General features: G+C 73.8%; 17 protein-coding genes. 10 read left to right on the top strand and 7 right to left on the bottom strand.

The features are described 5' to 3' along the window. Nucleotides 1–4 precede the first annotated feature (4 nt). Entirely contained in the window at nucleotides 5–1,252 is a 1,248-nt protein-coding gene (locus ACSU6Z_RS21640) for a polyamine ABC transporter substrate-binding protein (protein ID WP_437047931.1), read from the bottom strand. 346 nt (nucleotides 1,253–1,598) lie between these two features. On the opposite strand from ACSU6Z_RS21640, the gene ACSU6Z_RS21635 reads away from it, so the two are divergent. Beyond that, entirely contained in the window at nucleotides 1,599–2,168 is a 570-nt protein-coding gene (locus ACSU6Z_RS21635) for an NADAR family protein (RefSeq protein ID WP_437047929.1), read from the top strand. Between the two features lie 153 nt (nucleotides 2,169–2,321). On the opposite strand, the gene ACSU6Z_RS21630 is transcribed toward ACSU6Z_RS21635, so the two are convergent. Further along, nucleotides 2,322–3,008, bottom strand: coding sequence for a DUF4190 domain-containing protein (locus tag ACSU6Z_RS21630; protein WP_437047927.1), 687 nt, complete (start codon nucleotides 3,006–3,008; stop codon nucleotides 2,322–2,324). 155 nt (nucleotides 3,009–3,163) lie between these two features. Between ACSU6Z_RS21630 and ACSU6Z_RS21625 the strand changes: the two genes are divergently transcribed. From ACSU6Z_RS21625 to ACSU6Z_RS21600, 6 genes are all read left to right on the top strand, one after another. Further along, nucleotides 3,164–4,225: an adenosine deaminase gene (locus ACSU6Z_RS21625; RefSeq protein ID WP_437047925.1), complete on the top strand. Its 1,062-nt coding sequence runs from the start codon at nucleotides 3,164–3,166 to the stop codon at nucleotides 4,223–4,225. A gap of 46 nt (nucleotides 4,226–4,271) precedes the next feature. After that, nucleotides 4,272–4,958: a glycerophosphodiester phosphodiesterase gene (locus tag ACSU6Z_RS21620; protein WP_437047924.1), complete on the top strand. Its 687-nt coding sequence runs from the start codon at nucleotides 4,272–4,274 to the stop codon at nucleotides 4,956–4,958. Nucleotides 4,959–5,239: 281 nt separating this feature from the next. Beyond that, a complete protein-coding gene (locus ACSU6Z_RS21615) occupies nucleotides 5,240–6,205 on the top strand; it encodes a helix-turn-helix domain-containing protein (protein WP_437047923.1) in 966 nt (321 codons plus the stop codon). A gap of 113 nt (nucleotides 6,206–6,318) precedes the next feature. Next, nucleotides 6,319–8,109, top strand: a complete 1,791-nt coding sequence (locus tag ACSU6Z_RS21610; protein ID WP_437047921.1) for an FAD-dependent oxidoreductase — start codon at nucleotides 6,319–6,321, stop codon at nucleotides 8,107–8,109. A gap of 3 nt (nucleotides 8,110–8,112) precedes the next feature. Beyond that, the gene (locus tag ACSU6Z_RS21605; RefSeq protein WP_437047920.1) at nucleotides 8,113–9,168 is read left to right on the top strand and encodes a maleylacetate reductase; all 1,056 of its coding nucleotides are present in this window, start codon (nucleotides 8,113–8,115) and stop codon (nucleotides 9,166–9,168) included. Continuing rightward, complete coding sequence (locus tag ACSU6Z_RS21600) at nucleotides 9,165–10,064, top strand: intradiol ring-cleavage dioxygenase (protein WP_437047918.1); 900 nt, start codon at nucleotides 9,165–9,167, stop codon at nucleotides 10,062–10,064. Before ACSU6Z_RS21605 ends, ACSU6Z_RS21600 begins: the two co-directional genes overlap by 4 nt. Nucleotides 10,065–10,165: 101 nt before the next feature. Here the strand turns inward: ACSU6Z_RS21600 and ACSU6Z_RS21595 are convergent, their stop codons facing one another. Continuing rightward, a complete protein-coding gene (locus ACSU6Z_RS21595) occupies nucleotides 10,166–16,096 on the bottom strand; it encodes a TIR domain-containing protein (protein WP_437047917.1) in 5,931 nt (1,976 codons plus the stop codon). 135 nt (nucleotides 16,097–16,231) lie between these two features. Here ACSU6Z_RS21595 and ACSU6Z_RS21590 point away from each other — a divergent pair, with 135 nt between their 5' ends. Then, a complete protein-coding gene (locus tag ACSU6Z_RS21590; protein ID WP_437047915.1) occupies nucleotides 16,232–17,548 on the top strand; it encodes an SLC13 family permease in 1,317 nt (438 codons plus the stop codon). A 94-nt stretch (nucleotides 17,549–17,642) separates the two neighbouring features. Here ACSU6Z_RS21590 and ACSU6Z_RS21585 read toward each other — a convergent pair whose 3' ends face one another. The 4 genes from ACSU6Z_RS21585 to ACSU6Z_RS21570 all read right to left on the bottom strand — a co-directional run bounded on the left by ACSU6Z_RS21585 (nucleotide 17,643) and on the right by ACSU6Z_RS21570 (nucleotide 22,032). Further along, on the bottom strand, nucleotides 17,643–18,566 hold the full coding sequence (locus ACSU6Z_RS21585) for an inositol monophosphatase family protein (RefSeq protein WP_437047914.1): 924 nt from the start codon (nucleotides 18,564–18,566) through the stop codon (nucleotides 17,643–17,645). Beyond that, nucleotides 18,526–19,224, bottom strand: coding sequence for a hypothetical protein (locus tag ACSU6Z_RS21580; RefSeq protein ID WP_437047912.1), 699 nt, complete (start codon nucleotides 19,222–19,224; stop codon nucleotides 18,526–18,528). The genes ACSU6Z_RS21585 and ACSU6Z_RS21580 overlap by 41 nt, the downstream gene beginning before the upstream one ends. A gap of 39 nt (nucleotides 19,225–19,263) precedes the next feature. Further along, complete coding sequence (locus ACSU6Z_RS21575) at nucleotides 19,264–20,232, bottom strand: hypothetical protein (RefSeq protein ID WP_437047910.1); 969 nt, start codon at nucleotides 20,230–20,232, stop codon at nucleotides 19,264–19,266. Between the two features lie 351 nt (nucleotides 20,233–20,583). After that, a complete protein-coding gene (locus ACSU6Z_RS21570; RefSeq protein WP_437047908.1) occupies nucleotides 20,584–22,032 on the bottom strand; it encodes a gamma-aminobutyraldehyde dehydrogenase in 1,449 nt (482 codons plus the stop codon). A gap of 166 nt (nucleotides 22,033–22,198) precedes the next feature. Between ACSU6Z_RS21570 and ACSU6Z_RS21565 the strand changes: the two genes are divergently transcribed. Both ACSU6Z_RS21565 and ACSU6Z_RS21560 read left to right on the top strand, forming a co-directional pair. Then, nucleotides 22,199–22,750 carry an Lrp/AsnC family transcriptional regulator gene (locus ACSU6Z_RS21565; protein ID WP_437047907.1) on the top strand — a complete coding sequence of 184 codons (552 nt, stop codon included), beginning with the start codon at nucleotides 22,199–22,201 and terminating at the stop codon, nucleotides 22,748–22,750. A 2-nt stretch (nucleotides 22,751–22,752) separates the two neighbouring features. After that, complete coding sequence (locus ACSU6Z_RS21560; RefSeq protein ID WP_437047905.1) at nucleotides 22,753–24,126, top strand: aspartate aminotransferase family protein; 1,374 nt, start codon at nucleotides 22,753–22,755, stop codon at nucleotides 24,124–24,126. Nucleotides 24,127–24,143 lie beyond the last annotated feature (17 nt).

The raw sequence follows: 24,143 nt of genomic DNA, 5'->3' as shown, positions 1-24,143 counted from the left end.
CTCGTCACGCCCCGGTGAGCTTCGCGAACTTCGCCTCGTAGGCCGTCTCCTCCGTCGAGCTGAGCGAGCGGAAGGCACGGGCCCCGGCCTGCATGGCCTTGTCGGGAAGGATCAGCGGGTTGTCCGCCGCGTCCGCGTCGATCCTCGCGAGCTCCTCCCTCACACCGTCGACCGGGCAGACGTAGTTGATGTGGGCGGCGAGTTCGGCGGCCGCCCGGGGCTCGTAGTAGTAGTCGATGAGCCGTTCGGCGTTGGCCTTGTGCCGGGCCTTGGCGGGGACCAGCAGGTTGTCGCTGGAGGTGATGTGGCCGCTGTCGGGGACGACGAAGCCGATGTCCGGGTTGTCCGCCTGGAGCTGGACCACGTCGCCGGCCCAGGCCAGGCAGGCGGCGAAGTCGCCCTTGCTGAGGTCGGCGGTGTAGTCGTTGCCGGTGAAGCGGCGGATCTGCCCCTTGTCGACGGCGCGCTGCAGGCGGGCGACGGCCGCGTCGTAGTCGTCGTCGGTGAAGCGGCCCGGGTCCTTGCCCATGTCGAGCAGGGTCATGCCGACGGTGTCGCGCATCTCCGCCAGCAGGCCCACGCGCCCTTTGAGCCGGGCGTTGTCGAGCAGGTCGGAGACCGAGGTCACCTCGATGCCGTCCAGCGCCTTCTCGTTGTAGGCGATGACGGTCGATATGCCCTGCCAGGGATAGGAGTAGGCGCGGCCCGGGTCCCAGTCGGGCTCGCGGAACTGGGGCGAGAGGTTGGCGAAGGCGTGCGGCAGGTTGGCCGGGTCCAGCTTCTGCACCCAGCCCAGGCGGATCAGGCGGGCGGCCAGCCAGTCGGTGAGGACGATGAGGTCGCGGCCGGTGTCCTGGCCCGCGGCGAGCTGCGGCTTGATCTTGCCGAAGAACTCGTTGTTGTCGTTGATGTCCTCGGTGTACCTGACCTCGATGCCGGTGCGCCTGGTGAACTCCTCCAGCGTCGGGTGCCGCGTGCCGCCGTCGTCGACGTCCATGTACTCGGTCCAGTTGGAGAAGACGACCTCCTTCTCCCGCGCCGAGTGGTCCTCGGCCGGCGCGCCGTCCCGCGTCCTGCCCGCCGGGGGGATGCCGCAGGCGCTGAGCGTCCCGAGGCCGCCCGCCGCGAGCACGCCGCCGGCACCGGCGCGCAGCAGTGAACGGCGGGTCAGGGAGGCCCGGCCGGCGCGGAAGCCGCGCCGTACGGCGGCCACCTGGGCCGCGGAGAGGCGCTCGGGCTCGTACTGCTCCATGCGCGTGATGCCCTTTCGGGTGGGTCGGCCGCGGTCGGCGGCCCGTGAGCTGGCTGTCGGTCCCCGAAGATTGTGCGGTGCCGGTCCTCGCGGACCACCGCCGCGTCACCGTGGGGCCGTCCCCGAGGGCCCGGATGCCGACGGGACCGGTCCCGAGGGGACGCCTCCGCGAGGTGCCGGTGTGGCTCAGGCTCGGCGTGAGTGCCGATCCTGGCAGAGCACTTGGACTCCAACAAGTGATTCCGTTGTTTCCTTTTGGTTACGCGACGGAATCTGTCGATCAAGTGGTGATTCGCAGATCACCGGGGCGGACGGGGTGCCGACGGCACCTGCCAGACTCCCGCCCATGGAAGAGATCACGGGAGCGGTCCGCTCGCGGGAAGCCCTCATCGACCGGATACGCGTGGGGGCGCGGACCAAGTACCTCTGCTTCTGGGGACACCGGCCGCGGCCGGACGGCCGGATCGGTCCGGGCTGCCTGAGCCAGTGGTGGCCGTCGCCGTTCACCGTGGACGGGGTGGAGTACGCGACCGCGGAGCACTGGATGATGGCGTGCAAGGCGCGGCTCTTCGCGGACGCGGAGGCCGAGGCACGGGTGCTGGCGGCGGAGCATCCCGCCCAGGCCAAGAGGGAGGGGCGGCTGGTGCGCGGTTTCGACGAGTCCGTCTGGGAGCGGGAGCGGTTCGGGATCGTCGTCGAGGGCGGCGTCCACAAGTTCGCCGCCCATGCCGGCCTGCGGGAGTTCCTGCTGAACACCGGCGAGCGGGTGCTGGTGGAGGCGAGCCCGGTGGACCGGGTGTGGGGCATCGGGCTGGCGGCACACGACGAGGCGGCGACGGATCCGCGCAGGTGGCGGGGGCTGAACCTGCTCGGGTTCGCGCTGATGGAGGCGCGGGCGCGGCTGCGGGCGGGCTGAGGGGACGGGACGGCGGCGGCCCGAACCCACCGGGTCCGGGCCGGGCGCGGGCATGAGGTGCCCTCCCCTCGCCGGCGTCCGGGCGGCGCGGTCGCCCTCCCCTCGGCGAGGCCCCGCCGGGACGGGGCGGGGGGGAGAGACGGCGGGAAGGGATCAGCGGTCCGTCGCCGCGGCGACCGGTCCCGGGCGGGCGGCGCCGTAGTAAGGGTCGGACTCCCGCTCCTCGTTGATGGCGAAGGTGATCCCGATGACGATCAGGACGATCACGGCGAGGCCGAGGACGATGCCGATGGCGCCCGTGATCAGACCGGCCACCGCCTGGCCGTGGTTGGCGGCCTCGCCGCGTTCGGCCCTGCGTCGTCCCTTGACGCCGAAGACCACGGCGAGGATGCCGAGCACCACGGAGACCACGCCGTACAGGCAGAACAGGCAGCAGGAGAGGATGCCCAGCACCATCGCCGCGGTGCCCATGCCGTTCTGCGGGGGCATCGGCGCGCCGGGCCAGCCGTAGCCCTGGGGCGGCGCCGGGTAGCCGTAACCGCCGGGGACGCCCGGGCCGGTGGGCGCGACGGGCGGAGGCGGCACGGCGAAGGCTCCGCCGCCGTAGGCGGCCGCCTCCCCGGGGGCGGGGGGCCCGACGGGCGGGATGGGGCCGGGGGGGCCGTACCCGGGGGCCGGCACCGAGGCCGTCGTGGCCTGGTCGTGCACGGACGGCGGCTGCTGCCCGGGCGCCGCGCCGGCGGGCCCGGCTCCCTTGGCCGGCGGCGTCCTGCCCTCGGGGGGCGCCCACGGGTCGTGACCGCCCGCGGAATCCCCGCCCGGCTGCATTGCGTCCGTCATGTCGCGTCCCCCTGGGTCGATCGTCCCGCCATGCTACGGCCCGCCCCCTGCGGCACGGGACCGGCCTACGATGATCCCCGACCCACCGATCAGCCGATCACCCGCGTCCCGCGGTCCGCCCGCCCGGCCGAGGACGCCGCTTCCGGGGAGGAACCTTGACCGACCGTCTCGTCGACGCGCGCGTCCCTCGTGACCTGCACGCCTTCATCACCCAGCTGCCCAAGGCCGAACTGCACGTGCACCACGTCGGATCCGCCTCCCCCCGGATCGTCGCGGAGCTGGCCGCCCGCCACCGCGACAGCCGGGTCCCCGCCGATCCCGAGGCGCTGGCCGACTACTTCACCTTCACGGACTTCGCCCACTTCATCCAGGTGTACCTGTCCGTCGTCGACCTCATCCGCACCCCGGAGGACGTCCGCCTGCTGACGTACGAGGTGGCCCGGGACATGGCCCGGCAGCGGATCCGCTACGCCGAGCTGACCGTCACCCCGTACTCCTCCGTCCGGCGCGGCATCGACGAGCGCGCCTTCATGGACGCCATCGAGGACGCCCGCAAGGCGGCCGAGGCCGACTTCGGGACCGTCCTGCGCTGGTGCTTCGACATCCCCGGCGAGGCCGGCCTGGAGTCCGCCGAGGTGACGACGCGGCTGGCCACCGACGACCGGCTGCGCCCGGAGGGCCTGGTCTCCTTCGGGCTCGGCGGCCCCGAGATCGGCGTGCCGCGCCCGCGGTTCGAGCCGTACTTCGACCGGGCGATCGCCGCCGGTCTGCACTCGGTGCCGCACGCCGGCGAGACCACCGGTCCCCAGACGGTGTGGGACGCCCTCACCCACCTGCGGGCCGAACGCATCGGCCACGGGACCAGTTCCGCGCGGGACCCGCGGCTGCTGGCGCACCTCGCCGAGCACCGCATCCCGCTGGAGGTGTGCCCCACCTCCAACATCGCCACCCGCGCGGTCCGCACCCTCGAGGAGCACCCCATCAGGGAGTTCACGCGCGCCGGGGTCCTGGTGACGGTCAACTCCGACGACCCGCCGATGTTCGGCACCGACCTGAACAACGAGTACGCGGTCGCCGCCCGGCTGCTGGACCTCGACGAGCGGGGCCTGGCCGAGCTGGCGAAGAACGCCGTCGAGGCGTCCTTCCTCGACGCGGCGGGCAAGGCCGCGCTCAAGGAGGAGATCGACGCGTACACCGCCCGGTGGCTCGATTCCTGAACCCCGCCGGGCGGGGGGCCCGCCGCGTCCCGCCACAATGGCCCGCATGCACACCGTGACGGCCGTGGCCCACCGCGGCGACCCCTACCGCTTCCGTGAGAACACCCTCGACTCGCTGCGCTCCGCGCTCCGCCTGGGCGCGGACGCGGTGGAGATCGACGTACGGCTCACCCGCGACGGCGTCCCCGTGCTGCTGCACGACGAGACGCTGAAGCGGTTGTGGGAGCAGGACCGTCCGCTGCTCTCCCTGACGGCGGCCGAGGTGCGCGACCTGACCGGTGGCCGGGTGCCGACGCTGGCGCAGGCCCTGGCCGCGACGGACGGCAGCCGGGTGATGCTGGACCTGCCCGGCGCCCCGGGTCCGCGGGCGGTGCGCCGGATCGTGGACGTCGTACGGGAGTGCGGCGCGCAGGACCGCGTGTACTACTGCGCCGGCGCCCGCGTCATGCTCGCCGTCCGCGCCGCCGACCCGGCCGCTGAGATCGCCCTGACGTGGACGACGCTGGCGCCGCCGCGGCCGGCCCTGCTGGAGGCGGTCCGGCCGCGCTGGCTCAACTACCGCTTCTCGCTGGTGGACCGCGCCCTGGCCGAGCGCGTCCACCGCGACGGCCACCTGCTGTCGGTGTGGACGCCCGACACCCGCCGCTCGATGCGCCGGCTCCTGGCCGCCGGCGTCGACTCGATCACGACGAACCGCATCGACACCCTGTGCGCGCTGCGCGAGCGCGGTTAGCGCTCCGGCGCGGACGCGGCTTCCCCCTCCCCGCGCTCCCCGTGACGGGCCTCGTCCCTCCGGGTCGGAGCCCCTGATCCCGGCGTCCGTCGAAGCGGAGCGCGCCCATCTGCCGGTACCCCCACGGTGGTTGACACATAAACAACCCGACCCTACGGTGAGCGCACGAACGGACCTTCACCGCGCGAGGTCCGGGACCGACAGGCCATGACCGTCCGGGAGGACATGGCCGTCGACCGGCACAGGACTGACCGCTTCCCCCGGAACCCCGGCTCGTCCCCATGCACGCAACTCACGCGCCCCCCACGGTGATCCGCCCGGTGCGGGCGTTCTCCACGGCACAGGTCCCACCGCAACGGCGGCTGCCGGCCTGGGAGAAGCACAACGCGGACGCCCTGATCGCGCTGACGTGCCGGACGCGGGAAAACGAGGAGTTCCGGGCCCGGGAGGACAACCTCCAGCTCGACCGGGTCCGTCTGGCCCGGGTCCGGACCACGGCGCACGCGGTGGAGCGCTCCCCCGACCTCGTCGGACGGCAGCCGACAGCAGCCGTGGCGGTCTTCGTCTCCCTCCGCGGGAACGCGCTGTTCGAGCAAGCGGGGCGACGGCAGGTCCTGCGCCCCGGCGACCTCCTCGTCTGCGACGCGGACGGGCACTTCGCGCGCGGATTCGGCGACGGCCTGGACGAACTGGTCCTGCGCGCGGACCGCCGTGCCCTTCCGGAGGAGGTCCGCCTCCCCGCCCCCGGGAAACCGCTCATCGTCCGCGGGAACGAGGCCAACCCGTACGGCCGCGCGATCACCCGTCTCGTCGGCCGCGCCCTCGACGGCCGGGACCCTGCGCCGCCCGACGAACAGACCCTCGTGGACCTCCTGTCCGCCCTCGTGAGCGGCGGCGCCGTCCGGCCCCATGTCCTGCACCGGGCGCTGGCCTGCGCCCACATCGAGGACAGGCTCCGCGATCCCCGGCTCTCGGCCACCGAGGTCGCGCGGGCGGTGGGCGTCAGCGTCCGCCAACTCACCCGCGTCTTCGCCGAGACGGGAAGGACCTTCCCCCGCCACGTGCTCGGACGGCGGCTCGACCTCGCCCACACCCTGCTGTCCGGCCCGCACGCTCCCACCTTGTCCACGGCCGCGGTGGCGGCCATGTGCGGCTTCCGGTCGGCCGCGCACTTCTCGCAGACCTTCCGGGAGCGCTTCGGCATCGCCGCCGGTGAACTGCGCCGTGCGGCCGCGAAACACCGCTGAGCCCATCGGTCCGTACGGATTTCGGCCGTCCCCCCACCGATCCGGCCGGGGTGGGACGGCGCCGGTGCCACGCTGCTCGCAGAGCACCGTGAGCAGAAGGTGAGGCATCCGACGTGCCCCAGTTCGACGACGGTCCCGGTGGGACCGCGCTTTCGACGTCATCGCAGGTGGAGACCGACGTCCTGATCGTCGGCTCCGGTCCGGCCGGTGCCGCGGCGGCGCTGTCCCTGTCCACCCTGGGGATCGACAACATCATGATCACCAAGTACCGCTGGACCGCGAACACGCCCCGCGCGCACATCACCAACCAGAGGGCGATGGAGATCTTCCGCGACCTGGGGATCGAGGACCAGGTGCTGGCCGACGCCACTCCCCACCACCTCATCGGCGACACCGTCTTCTGCACCTCCATAGCGGGGGAGGAGATCGGCCGCATCCGCACCTGGGGCACCGGGCCCGACCGGGAGGCCGACTACCGGCTGGCCTCCCCCTGCCTCACCGTCGACATCCCGCAGAACTACCTCGAGCCGATCCTCGTCAAGAACGCCACCGCGCGCGGGACCCGGACCCGCTTCTCCACCGAGTACCTGTCGCACACGCAGGACGACACGGGCGTCACGGTGCGGGTCCGCGACCGGCTCACCGGCCAGGAGTACGACATCCGGGCGAAGTACCTCATCGGCGCCGACGGCGCCCGGTCGAAGGTCGCCGCGGACATCGGCCTGCCCTACGAGGGCGCGATGGACATCGCCGGCTCGATGAACATCACGTTCAAGGCCGACATCGAGAGCTACGTCGGGCACCGGCCGTCCGTCCTGTACTGGGTGATCCAGCCGGGTGCCGACGTCGGCGGCATCGGCGCCGGCCTGGTCCGGATGGTGCGGCCCTGGAACGAGTGGCTCATCGTGTGGGGCTACGACATCGACGGCGAGCCGCCGGTGGTCGACGAGGCCGAGGCCGTCCGCATCGTGCGGCAGTTGCTGGGCATGCCGGACCTCGAAGTGGAGATCACCGGCACCAGCCTCTGGGGCAACAACGAGATGTACGCGACCCACCTGCAGAAGGGCCGTGTCTTCTGCGCGGGTGACGCCGTCCACCGCCACCCGCCGAGCAACGGCCTGGGCTCGAACACCAGCGTCCAGGACTCCTACAACCTGGCGTGGAAGCTCGCCGCCGTGCTGCGCGGGCAGGCCGGCCCGTCGCTGCTGGAGACGTACTCGGCCGAGCGCGCTCCCGTGGCCGAGCGGATCGTCAAGCGGGCCAACAGGTCCAGCCGCGAGTTCGCCGGCATCTTCCGGGCCCTCGGCGTCCTCGACGCGAGGGACGAGGCGGGGATGTGGGCCGCGATCGAGGAGCGCAAGGCCGACACACCCGAGGGCGCGGCCAAGCGGGCCGCGCTCGTCACCGCGATGGAGACCAAGAACTACGAGTTCAACGCCCATGGCGTGGAGCTCGGGCAGTTCTACGAGTCCACCGCGATCGTCTCCGACGGCACGCGGCCCGCGCCCGGCGGGGACGAGGACCTCTTCTACGTCATGTCGACGTCACCGGGTGCCCACCTCCCGCACGCGTGGGTCGGTGACCACGTCACCAAGCTGGCCCTGATGGACCTGGCGCCGTACACGCGCTGGACCCTGCTCACCGGCATCGCGGGCGAGGAGTGGGCGGGAGCGGCCGAGAAGGTCTCGCGGGACCTCGGCGTCCCGCTCGAGACGGTGGTGATCGGCCCGGGCCGCGACGTCACCGACCTCTACTACGACTGGGCCAGGCTGCGTGAGGTCGAGGAGTCGGGCGCGATCCTGGTCCGCCCCGACAAGCACGTCGCGTGGCGCTCGATGAGTCTCGCCGAGGACCCCGAGGCGGCACTTCGCGGCGCCCTCACCACGATCCTCGGAAGGGACTGACCCGTGCGGTTCACTCACGAAACGCTGGGGCAGCGCGTCGTCTTCGCCCCCGGCGGGGCACCCGCCGCCGTGGCGGCCGAGGTGGCCGGCCTGGGCGCGACGCGGGTCATGCTCATCGCCGCGCCGGCGCGGGCGTCCCTCGCCGACCGCATCGGCGCGGACCTGCCGGTCGCGGTGCGCCACGACGAGGTCGTCATGCACGTTCCGGTCGAGGTGGCCGAGCGTGCCCGCCGGGCCGCGACCGCGGGCCGCGTGGACGCGCTGGTGTGTGTCGGCGGCGGCTCGACGACCGGCCTGGCCAAGGCGGTGGCGCTGACCACCGGTCTGCCGATCGTGGCGGTCCCCACCACCTACGCCGGTTCGGAGGCCACGAACGTCTGGGGCCTCACCGAGGGGGAGGTGAAGACCACCGGCGTCGACGCCCGGGTCCTGCCGCGCTCGGTCGTCTACGACGCCTCCCTGACGCTGGGCCTGCCGGTGGAGACGTCCGTGGCCAGCGGCCTGAACGCGCTGGCGCACTGCGTCGACTCCATGTGGGGGCCGCGGGCCGACCCGATCGACCGGGCCCTGGCCGGCGAGGGCATCCGCGCACTGGCCCGCGGACTGCCCGCCGTGGCCGCCGACCCGACCGGGCTGGAGGGACGCGAGCGGACGCTGTACGGCGCCCATCTGGCCGCCGTCGCCTTCGCGTCGGCCGGCTCGGGGATGCACCACAAGATCTGCCACGTGCTCGGCGGGATGTTCGGCCTGCCGCACGCCCAGACCCACGCGGTGGTGCTGCCGCACGTACTGGCCCACAACGCCCCCTCCGCGCCCGAGGCCGAACGGCGCATCGCCCGGGCCTTCGGGAGCCCGACCGCGGGTGAGGGCCTCGCGGCGCTGCGCAAGACGCTCGACGCCCCGCGCGCGCTGCGCGACCACGGCATGCCGGAGGAGGGCATCACCCGCGCGGTGGCGCCCATCCTCGCCGCCGTTCCCGGCGGCAACCCCGCTCCCGTGACCGAGGAGAACCTCACCGCGCTGCTGCGCGCGGCCTGGGAAGGAAGTGAGCCCGCGTGACCCCCACGCCCGTCCACGCCATCTCGCCGGAGCAGGCCGCACGCGAGGAAGACCTGCTCGCGCGCGTACAGGCCTCGTTCGACTCCTGCCGGGACCCCCGCCTGAAGGAGCTGATGCAGGCGCTCGTCAAGCACCTCCACGCCTTCCTGCGCGAGGTCCGCCTCACCGAGGAGGAGTGGAGCAAGGCCATCGAGTTCCTCACCGCCGCCGGGCACATCACGGACGACAAGCGCCAGGAGTTCATCCTGCTCTCCGACACCCTCGGAGCGTCGATGCAGACCATCACGATCAACAACGAGGCCTACGGCGACGCCACCGAGGCCACCGTCTTCGGCCCCTTCTTCGTCGAAGGGTCCCCGAAGATCGAGCCGGGCGGGGACATGTCCTTCGGCGCCGCCGGCGAACCGTGCTGGGTCGAGGGGTCCGTCACCGACGTCGACGGCAACCCGGTCCCCGGGGCGAGGATCGAGGTCTGGGAAGCGGACGAGGACGGCTTCTACGACGTGCAGTACGGAGACGGCCGGGTCGCGGCCCGGGCGCACCTGTTCACCGAGGCCGACGGGAGCTACCGCTTCTGGGGCATCACGCCGACGCCGTACCCGATCCCGCACGACGGGCCCGTGGGCAGGATGCTGGAGGCGACCGGCCGTTCGCCGATGCGGGCCTCGCACCTGCACTTCATGGTCGAGGCGCCGGGGTGCAGGACCCTCGTGACCCACATCTTCGTCCGGGGCGACGAACTCCTGGACTCCGACACGGTCTTCGGCGTGAAGGAGTCGCTGATCAAGGACTTCGAGCGCCGGCCGGCCGGTACGCCGACCCCTGACGGGCGCGTCGTCGACGGCACCTGGACGAAGGTCCGCTTCGACATCGTGCTCGCCCCGGCCGGCGTCTGAGCGCGGCCGCCCCGTCCCGCCCGTGCGGGCCCTCCGGCGGGACGGGGTGGCCGACGCCCCGGAGCGGCCGCCGTGTCGGGCCGGGGCGCTCCGGTTCCGCCTCACTCCAGCGGATCGTCCGGCGGCACGTTCCGCACGCCCGGCAGGTGGCCGTCGAGTTCACCCGGCTCGAAGCGGCACATGCCGATCGCGTGCCAGAACTCGCCGGTGACGTCGCCCTCGTACTTGTATCCGCCGGACGGTGCCAGCGCGGCCCAGCCCTCCGGCATGCCGACCAGGGTGGCGCGCAGGCCGGCCGGGGCGTCGGCGGGCACGTTCCACAACCGGACCGTGCCGTCCTCGCCGCCGCTGGCCAGCAGGGAGCCGTCGGGGCTGAAGGCGACCGCCAGCACCCGGCCGGTGTGACCGGTCAGGACGGCCTTCTCCTCGCCGGTGCGCGGGTCCCACAGGCGGACCGTCCGGTCGTCGCCGGCGGTCGCGAGCAGGGGCAGCCGCGGGTGCGCCGCGGCCGTCCACAGCCGGCCGGTGTGGCCGGTCAGCCGGTGCGCGGCGGCGCCGTCCCGCCAGATCACCGCCCGCCCGTCCCAGGAGGCGCTGGCCAGCCAGGACCCGTCGGGCGCGAACGCCACGGCGTAGACCCGGTCGGTGTGCCCGTCCAGGACCTCGGTGAGCCGGCCGTCGGCCATGTCCCAGATGCGTACCCTGCGGTCGTCGCAGCCGGTGGCCAGGACGGCGCCGTCGGAGCGGAAGGCGATCGAGCGGACCCGGCCGTAGTGCTCGGCGAGGGTGGCGACGTGCGCGCCGGTGGCCCGGTACCACAGCCTGACCGTGTCGTCGTCGTTGGCGGTGGCCAGCACCTCGCCGTCGGCGCTGAACGCCTCCGCCCAGACGTGCTCGGTCTCGACGTCCATCTCCCGCTGGTACTCGCCGGTGACGGCGTTCCACACGTACATGTTGCCGTCGCTGCTCGCGGTGGCCAGCAGGGGCCCGCCGGGGCTGAACACCGCCGAGACCAGGCGGTCGCTCTGCCCGGTCAGCTCGCGCAGCCGCCGCCCGGAGACGGAGTGCCACAACCGGACGACGCCGTCGTTGCCGCCGGCCGCCAGCATCGAGCCGTCGGCGCTGAAGGAGAGGCTGTTGATGCGGCGCCCGTGGCCCCGCAGGATGCGCCGGCCCTGGCCGGCTGCGGGGTCCCACAGCCGTACGACGCCGTCGTTGCCGCCGGTCACCAGCAGGGAGCCGGTCTCCGGGGCGGGCGTGTCGCCGTGCGGGCGGAACTTGCACACCCACACCGAGCCGCGGTGCTCGGTGGGCTGCCGGGTCAGCGGGACGGCGGCGGGCCGGCCGTCGGGGGCCGGTCCGGCCTCCGGGCCCAACCGCCACAGCCGGACCACCCCGGAGCTGTCCCCGGCGGCGAGCAGCGACCCGTCGGGGTCGAACAGCACCTGGTACACGGCGCCGCGGCAGCCGCCGAGCAGCCCGGCCGAGCCGCCCCGCTCCAGGTCCCACAGCCGCACCTCCCCCTCGGTGTCACCGCTGACCAGGAACCGGCCGCCGGGGTGGAAGTCCAGGGTGTACACCCGGCCCGCGTGCCCGGTGAAGCCGTGCCGCACCCGGCGGGCGTCCAGGTCCCACACCCGGACCGTGCCGGCCCGTCCCTCGCCCATGTCCCCGGTGGCCAGCAGGGCGCCGTCCGGGGAGAAGCGGGCCCGGAACACCGCGCCCCGGTGGCCCGGCAGGTCCCCGGCCGGCCGCCCGTCGGCCAGGTCCCACAGGCGTACGGCGGCGGCCGCGTCACCGGTGACGAGCAGGCCGTCGTCGGGTGCGAAGGCGACCGTGTAGACGGGCACCGCGTGACCGGGCAGCCGGTGCAGGGGGGTGCCGGTGGCGGTGTCCCACACGGTGACCGTGCCGTCGGCGTCGCCGGTGGCCAGCAGGGAGCCGCCGGTGTTCAGGACGACCGGCCACACCCCGCCCGGGTGGATCTCCAGCCGGTGCAGGCAGCGGCCCGAGACCGGGTCCCACAGCCGTACGGTGCCGTCGGCGCTGCCGGTGGCCAGCACCCGCTCGCGGAACTTGACGGCGTAGACCCGGCCGGTGTGGCCCTGGAGGGTGCGCAGGGGGGTGCCGGTGTCGGCGTCGCAGACCAGGACGCCGCCGTCCTCGCTGCCCACGGCGAGGAGTTCGCCGTCGGGGCTGTAGGAGATGGGTTCGGGCAGGCGGCTGGTGCGCGTGTCGAACCCGTACGGCACGCCGACCGCGGAGGGCCGGAAGCCGGAGTCGACGCTCATCCCCGGGGCGATCGCCGCCGTGGCGAGCTCGGGCACGGCCGGCAGCCCCTCCGCGGTGGTCGCGGAGATCAGCGCCGCGCGCCGCCACCGGCCGCCCTCGACGCGGGCGCCGGTCAGGTCGGTGCGGATCAGCCGGGCCCGCCGCAGGTCGGCGCCGCGCAGGTCGGCACCGGTCAGGTCGGCGCCGTCGAGCCGGGCGCCGGTCAGCCGGGTGCCGCGCAGCACGGCGCCGGAGAGGTTGGCGCCGACCAGGCGGGCGTCGGTGAGGTCGGCGCGGGTCAGGTCGACACCGGAGAAGTCGCGGTAGGACAGGTCCTCCCCGGCCAGGGAGGCGCCGCGCAGGTCGGTGTGGGCGGGCACCCGGAGCCGGGCGAGGACCTTCACGGCGTTGGCCCGGGCGATCTCCTCGCCCCGGAGGGCCGGGGCGTGCTCGTCCCCGCCGGCGCCGCTCAGGGTCCGCTCGGCCCACTCCTGGCAGGCGCGGTGGTCGGCCAGGTCGCACAGGAACTCCACGGCCAGCCGGCTCAGCTGGCGCCGGGCCAGCAGCGCGGTGTCGCCGGCGGCCAGCCTCAGGGCGCACTCCCGGGCGATCAGCCACTCCACCACCGAGCCGTGGATGAACCGGAACACGCCGTCGTCGCTGCGCACCAGCAGGCTGCCGGAGCCGATGGCGTGCGCGGTCTGCGGCACCGACAGCCGGGTGTCGGCGAGTCCGGCCAGCGTCTCGGCGACGTCGGTGAGCTCGTCCAGCCGCAGCGCGTCCTGGCCGCTCTCCCACAGGCGCAGGGCGAGCACGGTGACCGCGTTCCACAGCTGGTCGAGGCTGAGCCCGGGCGCCCGGCCGGGGCCGCCGGTGCCGCGGTGCTCCTCGAAGCGCAGCCAGGCGGTGAGGACCTCCCGGTAGAGCCCGGCGGGGCTCAGCGCGCGTCCGGCTCCGGCGACCGCGCGCAGCTGGTCGTCGTCGAGGTCGGCGACGAAGCCGAGCAGCCGGGGGTTGCGGCACAGGGCGGGCAGGTCGGGGATGGCCTCCAGCAGCCGCAGCCGGCGGTCGGCGGCGCGCTCGTCGCCGTCGTAGCGGTTCACCAGGTAGGCGCGGATCTGCTGCGGGGTGAACTCCTGCACGGACAGCACCCGGCGCTGCGGGAGCAGGCCGACGCGTTCGCCGAGCGCGGTCAGCACCTGGTCCTGGGAGCGGAAGTGCTGGGTGCGGCTGCTGACCACGATCTTGCCGCTGTCCACGACGGAGTCCAGCAGCACCTGGAGGCGTTCGGCGGCACGGTCGTAGCTGACCTGGTTGACGAGTTCGTCGAAGCCGTCGAAGAGCAGCACGATCCGGCCCTGCTGGAACATGTAGCGGAAGGCGCGCAGGTCGATGTTGTCGACGCCGTGGGCGGCGAGGTGGGCGGCGACCAGTCCCTCGAAGGAGTACGCCCGGTCCAGCGCGTTCAGCTCCACCAGCAGCGGGATGACGTGCGGCAGTTCGGCCGGGATGCGGCGGGCCAGCTCGCGCAGCGCGAAGGTCTTGCCGTGCCCGAAGTCGCCGAGCAGCAGCAGGAAGCGGCCCTGGTCGGAGTCGAGCAGCCGGAGCATGCCGTCGACCAGGTGGTCGCGGTCCTCGGCGCCGAGGCGCTCCACCTCCCGGTACCGCTGCGGCAGGTACATGTCCGGGGGGTAGCGGGGGTCGGTGCGCAGCCGCTCGTTCTGCGCGGCGACGTAGCCCCGCAGGTCGAGCAGGCCCTGGAACTCGGTGAAGCTGCGCACCCTGACGCCTCTGCGGCGGGCCGCGTCGCGCAGGTCGTGGGCGGGCGGCGGGCCGTCGTGGACGAGTTCGGCCTCGGTCTCGGTGTCGGCGGCGTGGACGAGGGCGGTGAACCGCTCGATGTCGTCGGCCGTGGGGGTGCCGGTGTGCACGGCCACCCGCTGCTGGCGGACGAAGCCCGACTCGGTCCAGGTGACCAGCAGTTGCGGCACCGGTCCGGCGACCGGGCGGATCTGGGCGCCCTCGTGGCGGGTGCGGCACACCTCGGCGACCCGGGCGAGCAGCACCTCGGCCGGGGACTGCACCGCGCGCGGCTCGCGCTCCGGCTCCGGCTCCCGCTCCGGTGCGGCGGACCCGGCCGGGAGCGCCGCGCCGGACGGGGCGCCGTGCGGATCGCCGGCGTCCGGCGCCCCGTCCGGGACCGGGCCGAAGGCGCGGTGGGCCCGCCGCCACGCGGCCTGGTGGCGCTGCGGCTCGCCGGGGACGTCCCAGCTCGCCAGTCCGTCGCGGCCGATGCGCAGCAGCCGGTGCCGGCCGGGCCCGGCCGCGCCGAGCACGGGCACCTCGCCAAAGGCGGTGGCCAGGACGGGGGCCGCGCCGGGCTCGTCCGGTCCGTGCAGCAGCAGGTGCAGCCGGGGCGCGGTCAGCCGGGCCAGCACGTCGGTGTCGCGCAGCGGACCCGAGCCGTCCGGGGCGGTCGTGCCCCGCGCGCCGGCGGTGCGGCGGGCCCCGGAGTGCCTGGGGTCGCCGGGCGGGTGGCGCAGGACGCCGATCCGCAGCCACCCCTCGGTCTCGTACGGGCGCAGCGCCTGCGCGAACCAGGCGGCCTGCTCGGGGCCGATCATGCCGTACTGGTCGTCGAGGCGGTGGCTGTAGGCCATGGAGGAGTTCAGGCCCGCGACGACGGTGTGCAGTTCGGGGACGGGGAACAGGGTCCAGGGCTGGTCGCTGTCGAAGACCGCGTCGAGGCCCTGGTAGAGCTCCTGGAAGAGCCGGGCGTAGTGCCGCCACTTGGGCCAGTACGGCGGCCGGGGCGGCATCTCGTCGGCCTCACAGGTGCTGAAGTAGGCCCGGCAGGCGGCCTGGTTGACGTCGCGTCCGCCGGGGACGACGGCCACCCGGTGCGGCTCCAGGCCGAGCAGTGCCCGCAGCCCGGTGAGGAAGGCCAGGGCCTGTTCGAACTCGCGGGGGCTGCCGGAGGCGGTCAGGTCGCCGGTGACCACCAGCAGGTCGGGGGCGGGCGCCCCGGTGTCGGTGAGCTCGACCAGGTCGCCCCAGATGGCGGCCTGTAACCCGGCCGGGTCCTGGCCGCGGCCGAAGGCGGGCCCGGCCAGGTGGAGCACGGTGACCGCCTCGCGCGCCCCGGTGTCCCCGGCGACCCGCGGGTAGACCGGCGCCGCCGCGGGCCTGCGCCGCCCCGCCCAGCCGGGGCGGCCCAGCGGCCGGCCGGGCGCCGGCGCGACGGGGGCCGGGGGGCCGGCGGGCGGGGCCGGCGGATCGCCGCCGCCCGGGTAGCCGGGGCGCAGAGCGGGCCGGGCGCGGCCGTCGAGGGCCTGGCGGACCCGGGTCAGGAGCAGGTCGCGGGCGGCCGACGGGTCGGTGACCGGGACCAGGTCGACGTAGGTGATGGTGGCGAGCAGGCCCTCCACCGGGATGTCCTCGACGCGCACGGTGAGCAACCGCCGCTCCGGGGCGTCGGGGTCGGCGCGCAGGGCGGCCTGCCACTCCATGCGGCCGTACCGGGAGCGTTCGTAGTTGCGGGACAGGACGGCGATGACGGCGGCGGACTCGCTGACCCCGCGGTCCATGAAGTCGACGAAGTTGGTGCCCGGCACGAAGTCCCAGGCCTGCAGGACGGTGCGGTAGCCGGCCTCCTCCAGGGTCCAGGCGATCCAGGACGCCCAGCGTTCGTCGGCCGGCGAGTAGCTGATGAAGAAGTCCCATGGCCCGGTGTCCCCCGGGGTGTTCTGACGAGCCACCATGGATCCATCATGCCCCTGCCCTCCCTCGGTTCAGACGGGTTTTGCCGGCCGCGTTCCGGCCGGGAGGCCCCCGGCGTGCCGGCGGGGTGGCGGACCCGCTCCCGGGCCGCGCACGGATGTGCGACCCTTCCCTGCGTGCGTGTCTTTCTGCGTCTGCATGTGCTGGACCGGCTGGCGATCGGGCTGCTGGTGACGGGGCTGCTCTGCCTGGCCTCCGGGTTGTTGCCGACCGGGCCGGCCGGTGACGCGATGCACCGGATCGCCCCGTTGCTGGCGTTCCTCGGCACGGTGATCGTGCTGGCCGAACTGACCAGCAAGGCGGGGGTGTTCGACGTGGTGGCGGCGCGCGTGGCCCGCGCCGGGCGGGGCAGTTACGCGGCCCTGTTCCTGCTCTGCGTGGCCTTCGCCTCGGTCACCACCGTCGCCCTGAACCTGGACACCACGGCCGTGCTGCTGACCCCGGTGATGCTGGCGCTCGCCTCCCGGGTCGGCATCGCGGCGGTGCCGCTGGCGATGACCACGGTGTGGCTGGCCAACACGGCGAGCCTGCTGCTGCCGGTGTCCAACCTGACGAACCTGCTGGCCGCGGACCGCGTCGCGCTGACCCCGGCGGGCCTGGCCGCCCGCATGTGGGCACCGCAGCTGGCGGCGATCGCGGTGACCATGGTGTGCCTGTGGCTGTTCTTCTGGCGGCGCGGGCGCCGGGGGGAGGCCCCGGGCGCCCCCGGGCGGGACGCCGCACGGGACCGGCCGGCGCCCGGCCGCGCGGACACGGGCGCCCCGGTCGGCGGTGGGCCCGGCGCGGCCCGCGCCGAGGACGTACGGGCGGGGAACCGCGACCGCTACACGCCGCCGCCGGTGCACCGGCCCGCCGACCCGGTGCTGTTCCGGGCCTGCGCACTGGCCTGTGCCGGTTTCCTGGCCGCGATCCTGGTCGCCGACGTGGAGCTGTGGATGGCGTCCGCGGCGGCGGCGGCCGTCGCCGTCGCGGCCTTCGCGGTGCGCCGCCGGTCGGAGCTGCGGCTGTCCCTGGTGCCCTGGCGGCTGCTGGTGATGGTGCCCGGCATGTTCCTGGTGGTCGAGACGGTCAACGCCAACGGGCTGCACGAGCTGCTGGCCGCCGCGGTCGGCGAGGACGGCGGCCCGGCGGGCCTGTTCCGGGCGGCGGCGGTGGGCGCGGGACTGTCGAACGTCCTGAACAACCTCCCGGTCTACCTGGCCGGGGAGGCGGCCGTGCCGCTCGGCAACCACGACCAGTTGCTGGCGCTGCTCATCGGCACCAACGTGGGCCCGGTGGTGACGCCGTGGGCGTCGCTGGCGACGCTGCTGTGGTACGAGCGGTGCCACGCGTACGGGGTGCGGGTGCCGGTCACCCGGCTGCTGGGGACCGGCGCGGTGCTGGCGGTGACCGCGGTGGCGGCCTCGGTGCTGGCACTGGCGCTGACCCGGTAGCGGGCCCCGGCCACCACGACGCGCCGTCCCGGCGCCCCGGACCGTGACGCGCCGCCCCGGCGGCCGCGGCGTACGTCCCCGGCGGCCGCCCCGGTCACGGTGACGAGCGGCGCGCGGCGCGGGAGGGGGCCGGCCGCGCGGGGTCCGCGGGGGCGCAGGACGCCACCAGTCCCATCAGGTGCGGCAGCACCTCGGGCCGTCCCGCGACGAAGGAGCGCTCGGTGTCCGGCCCGCCGAAGCCGCCGCCGAACTCACGGCCGTCCAGGTGCCGGACGGCCACCCCGGCCTCGCGGGCCAGCAGCTCCCCGGCCGGCAGGTCGATCCCCTCCGCCCGGTAGCCCACGAACCCGTCGATGTCCCCCCGCGCCAGCATGGCCCAGGCCACCAGCGGCGCCCACAGCTGGAGCAGGCGCCGGGACCGGGCCTCCAGGGTGTGCCGCAGCGCGCGCGCCGCCGGGTCGTCGCGGCGCACGCCGTGCCCCTGGGTCCAGGCCAGCAGCGGCCCCGCCGGTGACAGCGGCCGGCCGCCCCGGCCCCCGGCGAGCCTGCCGTGCGGCCCGTGCGCGCCGCCGCCGCGCAGCGCCGACCAGGTCCGCCCCGTCACGGGGTCGTGGACCACGCCGACCACCGGCGCCTCGCCGACGCACAGGGCGATGCCCACGACGTACACGGGCAGTCCGATCACGACGTTGTTGCTGCCGTCGAGCGGGTCCACCAGCCAGGTACGGCCGCTGCCGCCGCCTTCGCCGCGGTGTTCCCCGGTCTCCTCGGCGAGGATCCGGTCGTGCGGGAACCGCTCCCGGATCCGGCCCGTCACCAGGCGTTCCGCCATCAGGTCCAGGTCGGTGACGACATCGCCGTGCCCGCCCTTGGAGCGGGCGGCGAAACCGTCCGGGATCCGGGACCGCAGCAGCGCCCCGGCCTCCTCGGCGGCGTCCACCGCCGTGCGGTGCTCACGGGCGTAGCGGGCCGGCGGGTCAGGCGGGCGGGCCGGGTTCGGGTTCGGGTTCGGGTTCATGGATCCTCCTGAGGGCGGCCCGCGCGATCCGGGCGGTCTGGGTCGCGTCGCACTTGTGGCGGACCATGCGGTGCCCCGGTGCCCGCAACGGGCCCAGGGAGAGGTCCGCCCGGCCGGGCAGCGTCCGTCCCAGCACCAGCGTGGCCGTGGGGCGGTCGCCGGGCACCACGGTGGTGTGGAAGACACCCGCCGGCAGGTCGTACGTCTGGCCGCGCACGCTCGTCTGCTCGGTGCCGGGCCGGCAGGCCACCAGCCGTCCGGTGGGCCGCAGTTCGTCCACGCCCGAGGGGTCGCTGTGCACCTCGAACACCCGGTGGGTGGGACTGAGGGTCTCCTCGTGGACCCTCATACGCCGATTGTCCAGCCGTCCGTACAGCACCGTGCTGGTCAAATCCCAGCTGTGCGAGTGGACCTGGGGGGCCGCCGGGCCCGGCCGGGCCTCCGGCGATCCGGCCGGCCCGACGCCCCCGAAGACGTGGACGCAGACGCCTCGCGGGCCGTCCCGCAGGATCGGCAGGCAGACGAATCCGAGGGGATGCCGCACCGCGCGCAGGTCGCGGCGGCCCGACGCGACCTGCTCCAGTTCCGATGCGGCGTGCCGCATCACCTCGGCGGCGGCCTGTCGCAGGGCGGCCCGTTCCAGGGCCGAGTAGTCCATCGCGCCTCTCCCCCCTGAGATGTCGCTCGGTGTCGCCGCTCACCTGCGGTAGGGATCCTCCGCGCGCAGCGCCCTGTCGATGATGTCGCCGACATCGCGGTCGGTGAAACTCGCCGGCAGCGGCAGGCCCAGCCGGTCCATCAGCCGTCTGACCTCGTCCACGGTCGGCTCGTCGCTCAGCGCGGTGGCCTCCCGCAGGTCGAGCTTGACCGCCTGCTCGCGGCTCTGGTGCAGCTCGGTGACGTAGTAGTCGTACAGCGGGCGGCCCCGTTCCACGTACAGGCTCACCCGGCGCGGGTCGTCCTGGGTGATGATCAGGCAGGTGTCGGACAGGTCGAAGCGCAGGGTCGGCGCCACCGAGGACAGGTGGACGTCGATCTCCAGGGTGTCCAGCCGCTGCCGGTGCCAGGCGGCGGCGAGCACGGTGGCGTACGCCTCCTTGCGGGTGCGCTCGGTGGTCCACTGCGCGAACGCGTCGGCCTCGTTGCGGTAGCCGAAGGTGCGCCGGAACCGTGCGTAGGCCTCGCAGACCCGGTCGTCGGCCGGATTGACGATGTCGATCTTCATGCTGAGGGAGCGGCGCTGCCGCTGGGCCTCCAGGACGCACTCGGGGAGGGTGACGGCGCGCAGGTAGGTGCCGGTGCCGCCCTTGAACACCCAGCGGGAGGTCTCCCGGCGGGCCCGCTCGTGGGCCAGCGCGATCTCCGGACCGGACAGGCTGCGCACCATGGACAGGTCCTCGATCGCCCGGCCCGTCCCCTCGGTCGCCTGCCGGATGTCCGCCAGCCGGCGCCGGCGTTCGGTCAGCGATCCGTAGACCAGCGCGGCCAGGACGAGCAGGGTGGCACCCGAGACGACGTTGTCGTCGAGGTCGTCGTCCAGGAGGTCGAGCAGACCCACGACCAGGGCCAGCCCTATGGCGACCACGCCGTCCGCGTTGCGGACCGCCCACGCGATCCTGTCCTCCAGCCGGCGCCCGGACCGCTGCGGTGTGTTGCTGCGGGTCACGTCTCCCCTCCCCGACGGCGGCCTTCATCGTAGGAGGTGCGGCGGGCGGGGGCCACGGTGCGTCGGCCGGTCCCACGGAGTTCGTCGGCGTCACCGACGGGAACGCCGCCGGCCGGTGGGCGGCCGGGGACACACCGAGGGGGAGCTGCGGGAGGGGTGCGGGAACCGGGGCGTACGGGCAGCGTGCCGCCGGGTTTTGGCGGGAAACGGCTGACGCCGCGTCGAGCCCGCCGACCGGGACATGACGTCCCGTCACCCCCTCGGCCGCGGACTCGCACGCCCGGCGGCGACACCGCGGCCCCGGACGGGAGTTCCCGTCCGGGGCCGTGTGCGGGGCGCCGCCCCGCGGGCTCACGCGTCCAGCGACGTCATGACGTGCTTGACGCGGGTGTAGTCCTCGAAGCCGTACGCCGACAGGTCCTTGCCGTAACCGGACTTCTTGAAACCGCCGTGCGGCATCTCGGCGACCAGCGGGATGTGGGTGTTGATCCACACGCAGCCGAAGTCGAGCTTCCTGGACATCCGCATGGCGCGGCCGTGGTCCTTGGTCCACACCGAGGAGGCGAGCGCGTACTCGACGCCGTTGGCGTACTCCACGGCCTGGTCCTCGTCGGTGAAGGACTGGACGGTGATGACGGGGCCGAAGACCTCGTTCTGGATGATCTCGTCGTCCTGCTTCAGGCCGGAGACGACGGTCGGGGCGTAGAAGTAGCCCTTGTCGCCGACCCGCTGGCCGCCCGCCTCGACCCTGGCGTGGGCGGGCAGGCGCTCGATGAAGCCGGCCACCTGCTCGAGCTGGTTGGGGTTGTTGAGCGGGCCGTACAGGACGTCCTCGTCGTCGGGCATGCCGGTCCTGGTCTCGGAGGCGGCCTTCGCCAGCGCGGCCACGAACTCGTCGTGGATGGACTCCTGGACGAGGACGCGGGTGGCGGCCGTGCAGTCCTGGCCCGCGTTGAAGAAGCCCGCCGTGGAGATGCCCTCGACGGCCTTGGCGATGTCGGTGTCCTCGAAGACGACGACCGGGGCCTTGCCGCCCAGTTCCAGGTGGACGCGCTTGAGGTCCTTGGAGGCGGACTCGGCGACCGACATGCCGGCCCGGACGGAGCCGGTGATGGAGGCCATCGCCGGGGTCGGGTGCTCGACCATCAGGCGGCCGGTGTCGCGGTCGCCGCAGATGACGTTGAAGACGCCCTTGGGCAGGATCGAACCGATGATCTCCGCCATCAGGACGGTGGAGGCGGGCGTGGTGTCCGACGGCTTGAGCACGACGGTGTTGCCCGCCGCGATCGCCGGGGCGAACTTCCACACGGCCATCATCATCGGGTAGTTCCACGGCGCGACCTGCGCGCAGACGCCGACCGGCTCGCGGCGGATCATGGAGGTCAGGCCCTCCATGTACTCGCCGGCCGAGCGGCCCTCCAGCATCCGGGCCGCGCCCGCGAAGAAGCGGATCTGGTCGACCATCGGCGGGATCTCCTCGGTGCGGGTCAGCCCGATGGGCTTGCCCGTGTTCTCCACCTCCGCCGCGATCAGTTCCTCGGCGCGCTCCTCGAACGCGTCCGCGATCTTCAGGAGGGCCTTCTGCCGCTCGGCCGGGGTCGTGTCGCGCCAGCCCGGGAAGGCCGCGGCGGCGGCGGCCATCGCGGCGTCCACGTCCGCCTGCCCGGACAGGGGCGCGGTGGCGTAGGCCTCGCCCGTGGCGGGGTTGACCACCTCGGTGGTCCGTCCGTCGGCGGCGTCCCGGAACTCGCCGTCGACGTAATTGCGGAGCTTGCGCAGCCGTCCCAGCTCGGTGCTCACTGCCGGCCCTCCAGGTTCGGGGTGTCCAATCACTGAGACACCCACCCTAGTCCGTGACTCCGCGTTTTCAACACCCCCGATCGCCTCTGGGTTGCGAAATCCGCAAGGCAAGGCTCTTCAAACAACGAAATACATCGATCCCGCCTTGCGAAACTGTCGAGACCTCGTGCACAGTGAGGGCGTGGCCAGTCGAAGCGCAGACCCCAGGGACTCCCGGGACTCCCGCGAGTCCGTCCGAGAGACCCACCGCGAATCCAGGAACGGCAGCTCGCCGCACCTGGACGCCGTCTCCCTCGCCATCATCGAGCAGCTCCAGCAGGACGGCCGGCGTCCCTACGCCGCCATCGGCAAGGCCGTCGGCCTGTCCGAGGCGGCCGTGCGCCAGCGCGTCCAGAAGCTCCTCGACCAGGGCGTCATGCAGATCGTCGCCGTGACGGACCCGCTGACCGTGGGCTTCCGCCGGCAGGCGATGGTCGGGATCAACGTCGAGGGCGACGTGGAGTCCGTGGCCGACGCGCTGACCGCCATGCCCGAGTGCGAGTACGTGGTGATGACCGCGGGGTCCTTCGACCTGATGGTGGAGATCGTCTGCGAGGACGACGACCACCTGCTGGAGGTCATCAACCGCCGCATCCGGGCCGTCCCCGGAGTGCGCTCCACCGAGAGCTTCGTCTACCTCAGGCTCAAGAAGCAGACCTACATGTGGGGAACCCGATAGCCGTGAGCACCGCCCGTCCCAAGGACCTCAGCAAGTCCGCGTACGACCACCTGTGGATGCACTTCACCCGCATGTCCTCGTACGAGAACTCCCCCGTCCCCACCATCGTCCGGGGCGAGGGCACCTACATCTACGACGACAAGGGCAAGCGCTACCTCGACGGTCTCGCCGGCCTGTTCGTGGTCCAGGCGGGCCACGGCCGCACCGAGCTGGCCGAGACCGCGCTGAAGCAGGCGCAGGAGCTCGCCTTCTTCCCGGTCTGGTCCTACGCCCACCCCAAGGCCGTCGAACTCGCCGAGCGCCTGGCCGGCGAGGCCCCCGGCGACCTGAACAAGGTCTTCTTCACCACCGGCGGCGGCGAGGCGGTCGAGACCGCCTGGAAGCTGGCCAAGCAGTACTTCAAGCTGGTCGGCAAGCCCACCAAGCACAAGGTGATCTCCCGCGCGGTCGCCTACCACGGCACCCCGCAGGGCGCGCTGTCCATCACCGGCCTGCCGGGCCTGAAGGCCCCCTTCGAGCCGCTGGTGCCGGGCGCGCACAAGGTCCCGAACACCAACATCTACCGCGCCCCGCTCTTCGGCGACGACCCGGAGGCCTTCGGCCGCTGGGCCGCCGACCAGATCGAGCAGCAGATCCTCTTCGAGGGCCCGGACACGGTCGCGGCCGTCTTCCTGGAGCCGGTGCAGAACGCCGGTGGCTGCTTCCCGCCGCCGCCCGGCTACTTCCAGCGCGTGCGCGAGATCTGCGACCGGTACGACGTGCTGCTCGTCTCGGACGAGGTCATCTGCGCCTTCGGCCGCCTGGGCACCACGTTCGCCTGCGACAAGTTCGGTTACGTCCCGGACATGATCACCTGCGCCAAGGGCATGACCTCGGGCTACTCCCCGATCGGCGCCTGCGTGATCTCCGACCGCCTGGCCGAGCCGTTCTACAAGGGCGACAACACCTTCCTGCACGGCTACACCTTCGGCGGCCACCCGGTGTCGGCGGCCGTGGCCCTCGCCAACCTCGACCTGTTCGAGCGCGAGAACCTCAACCAGCACGTCCTGGACAACGAGGCGGCCTTCCGCTCCACGCTGGAGAAGCTGCACGACCTGCCGATCGTCGGCGACGTCCGCGGAAACGGCTACTTCTACGGCATCGAGCTGGTGAAGGACAAGAACACCAAGGCGTCCTTCGACGAGGAGGAGACCGAGCGCGTCCTGTACGGCTTCCTCTCCAAGGCGCTCTTCGACAACGGCCTGTACTGCCGCGCCGACGACCGCGGTGACCCCGTCGTCCAGCTCGCCCCGCCGCTGATCTCCGACCAGAGGACGTTCGACGAGATCGAGCAGATCCTGCGCGCCACCCTGACGGAGGCGTGGACGAAGCTCTGATCGCGCTTCCCGACCAC

This window comes from Streptomyces sp. enrichment culture (genome assembly GCF_964273145.1).
Taxonomy (GTDB): domain Bacteria; phylum Actinomycetota; class Actinomycetes; order Streptomycetales; family Streptomycetaceae; genus Streptomyces.
This window is presented reverse-complemented; position numbering and strand designations above follow the sequence as displayed.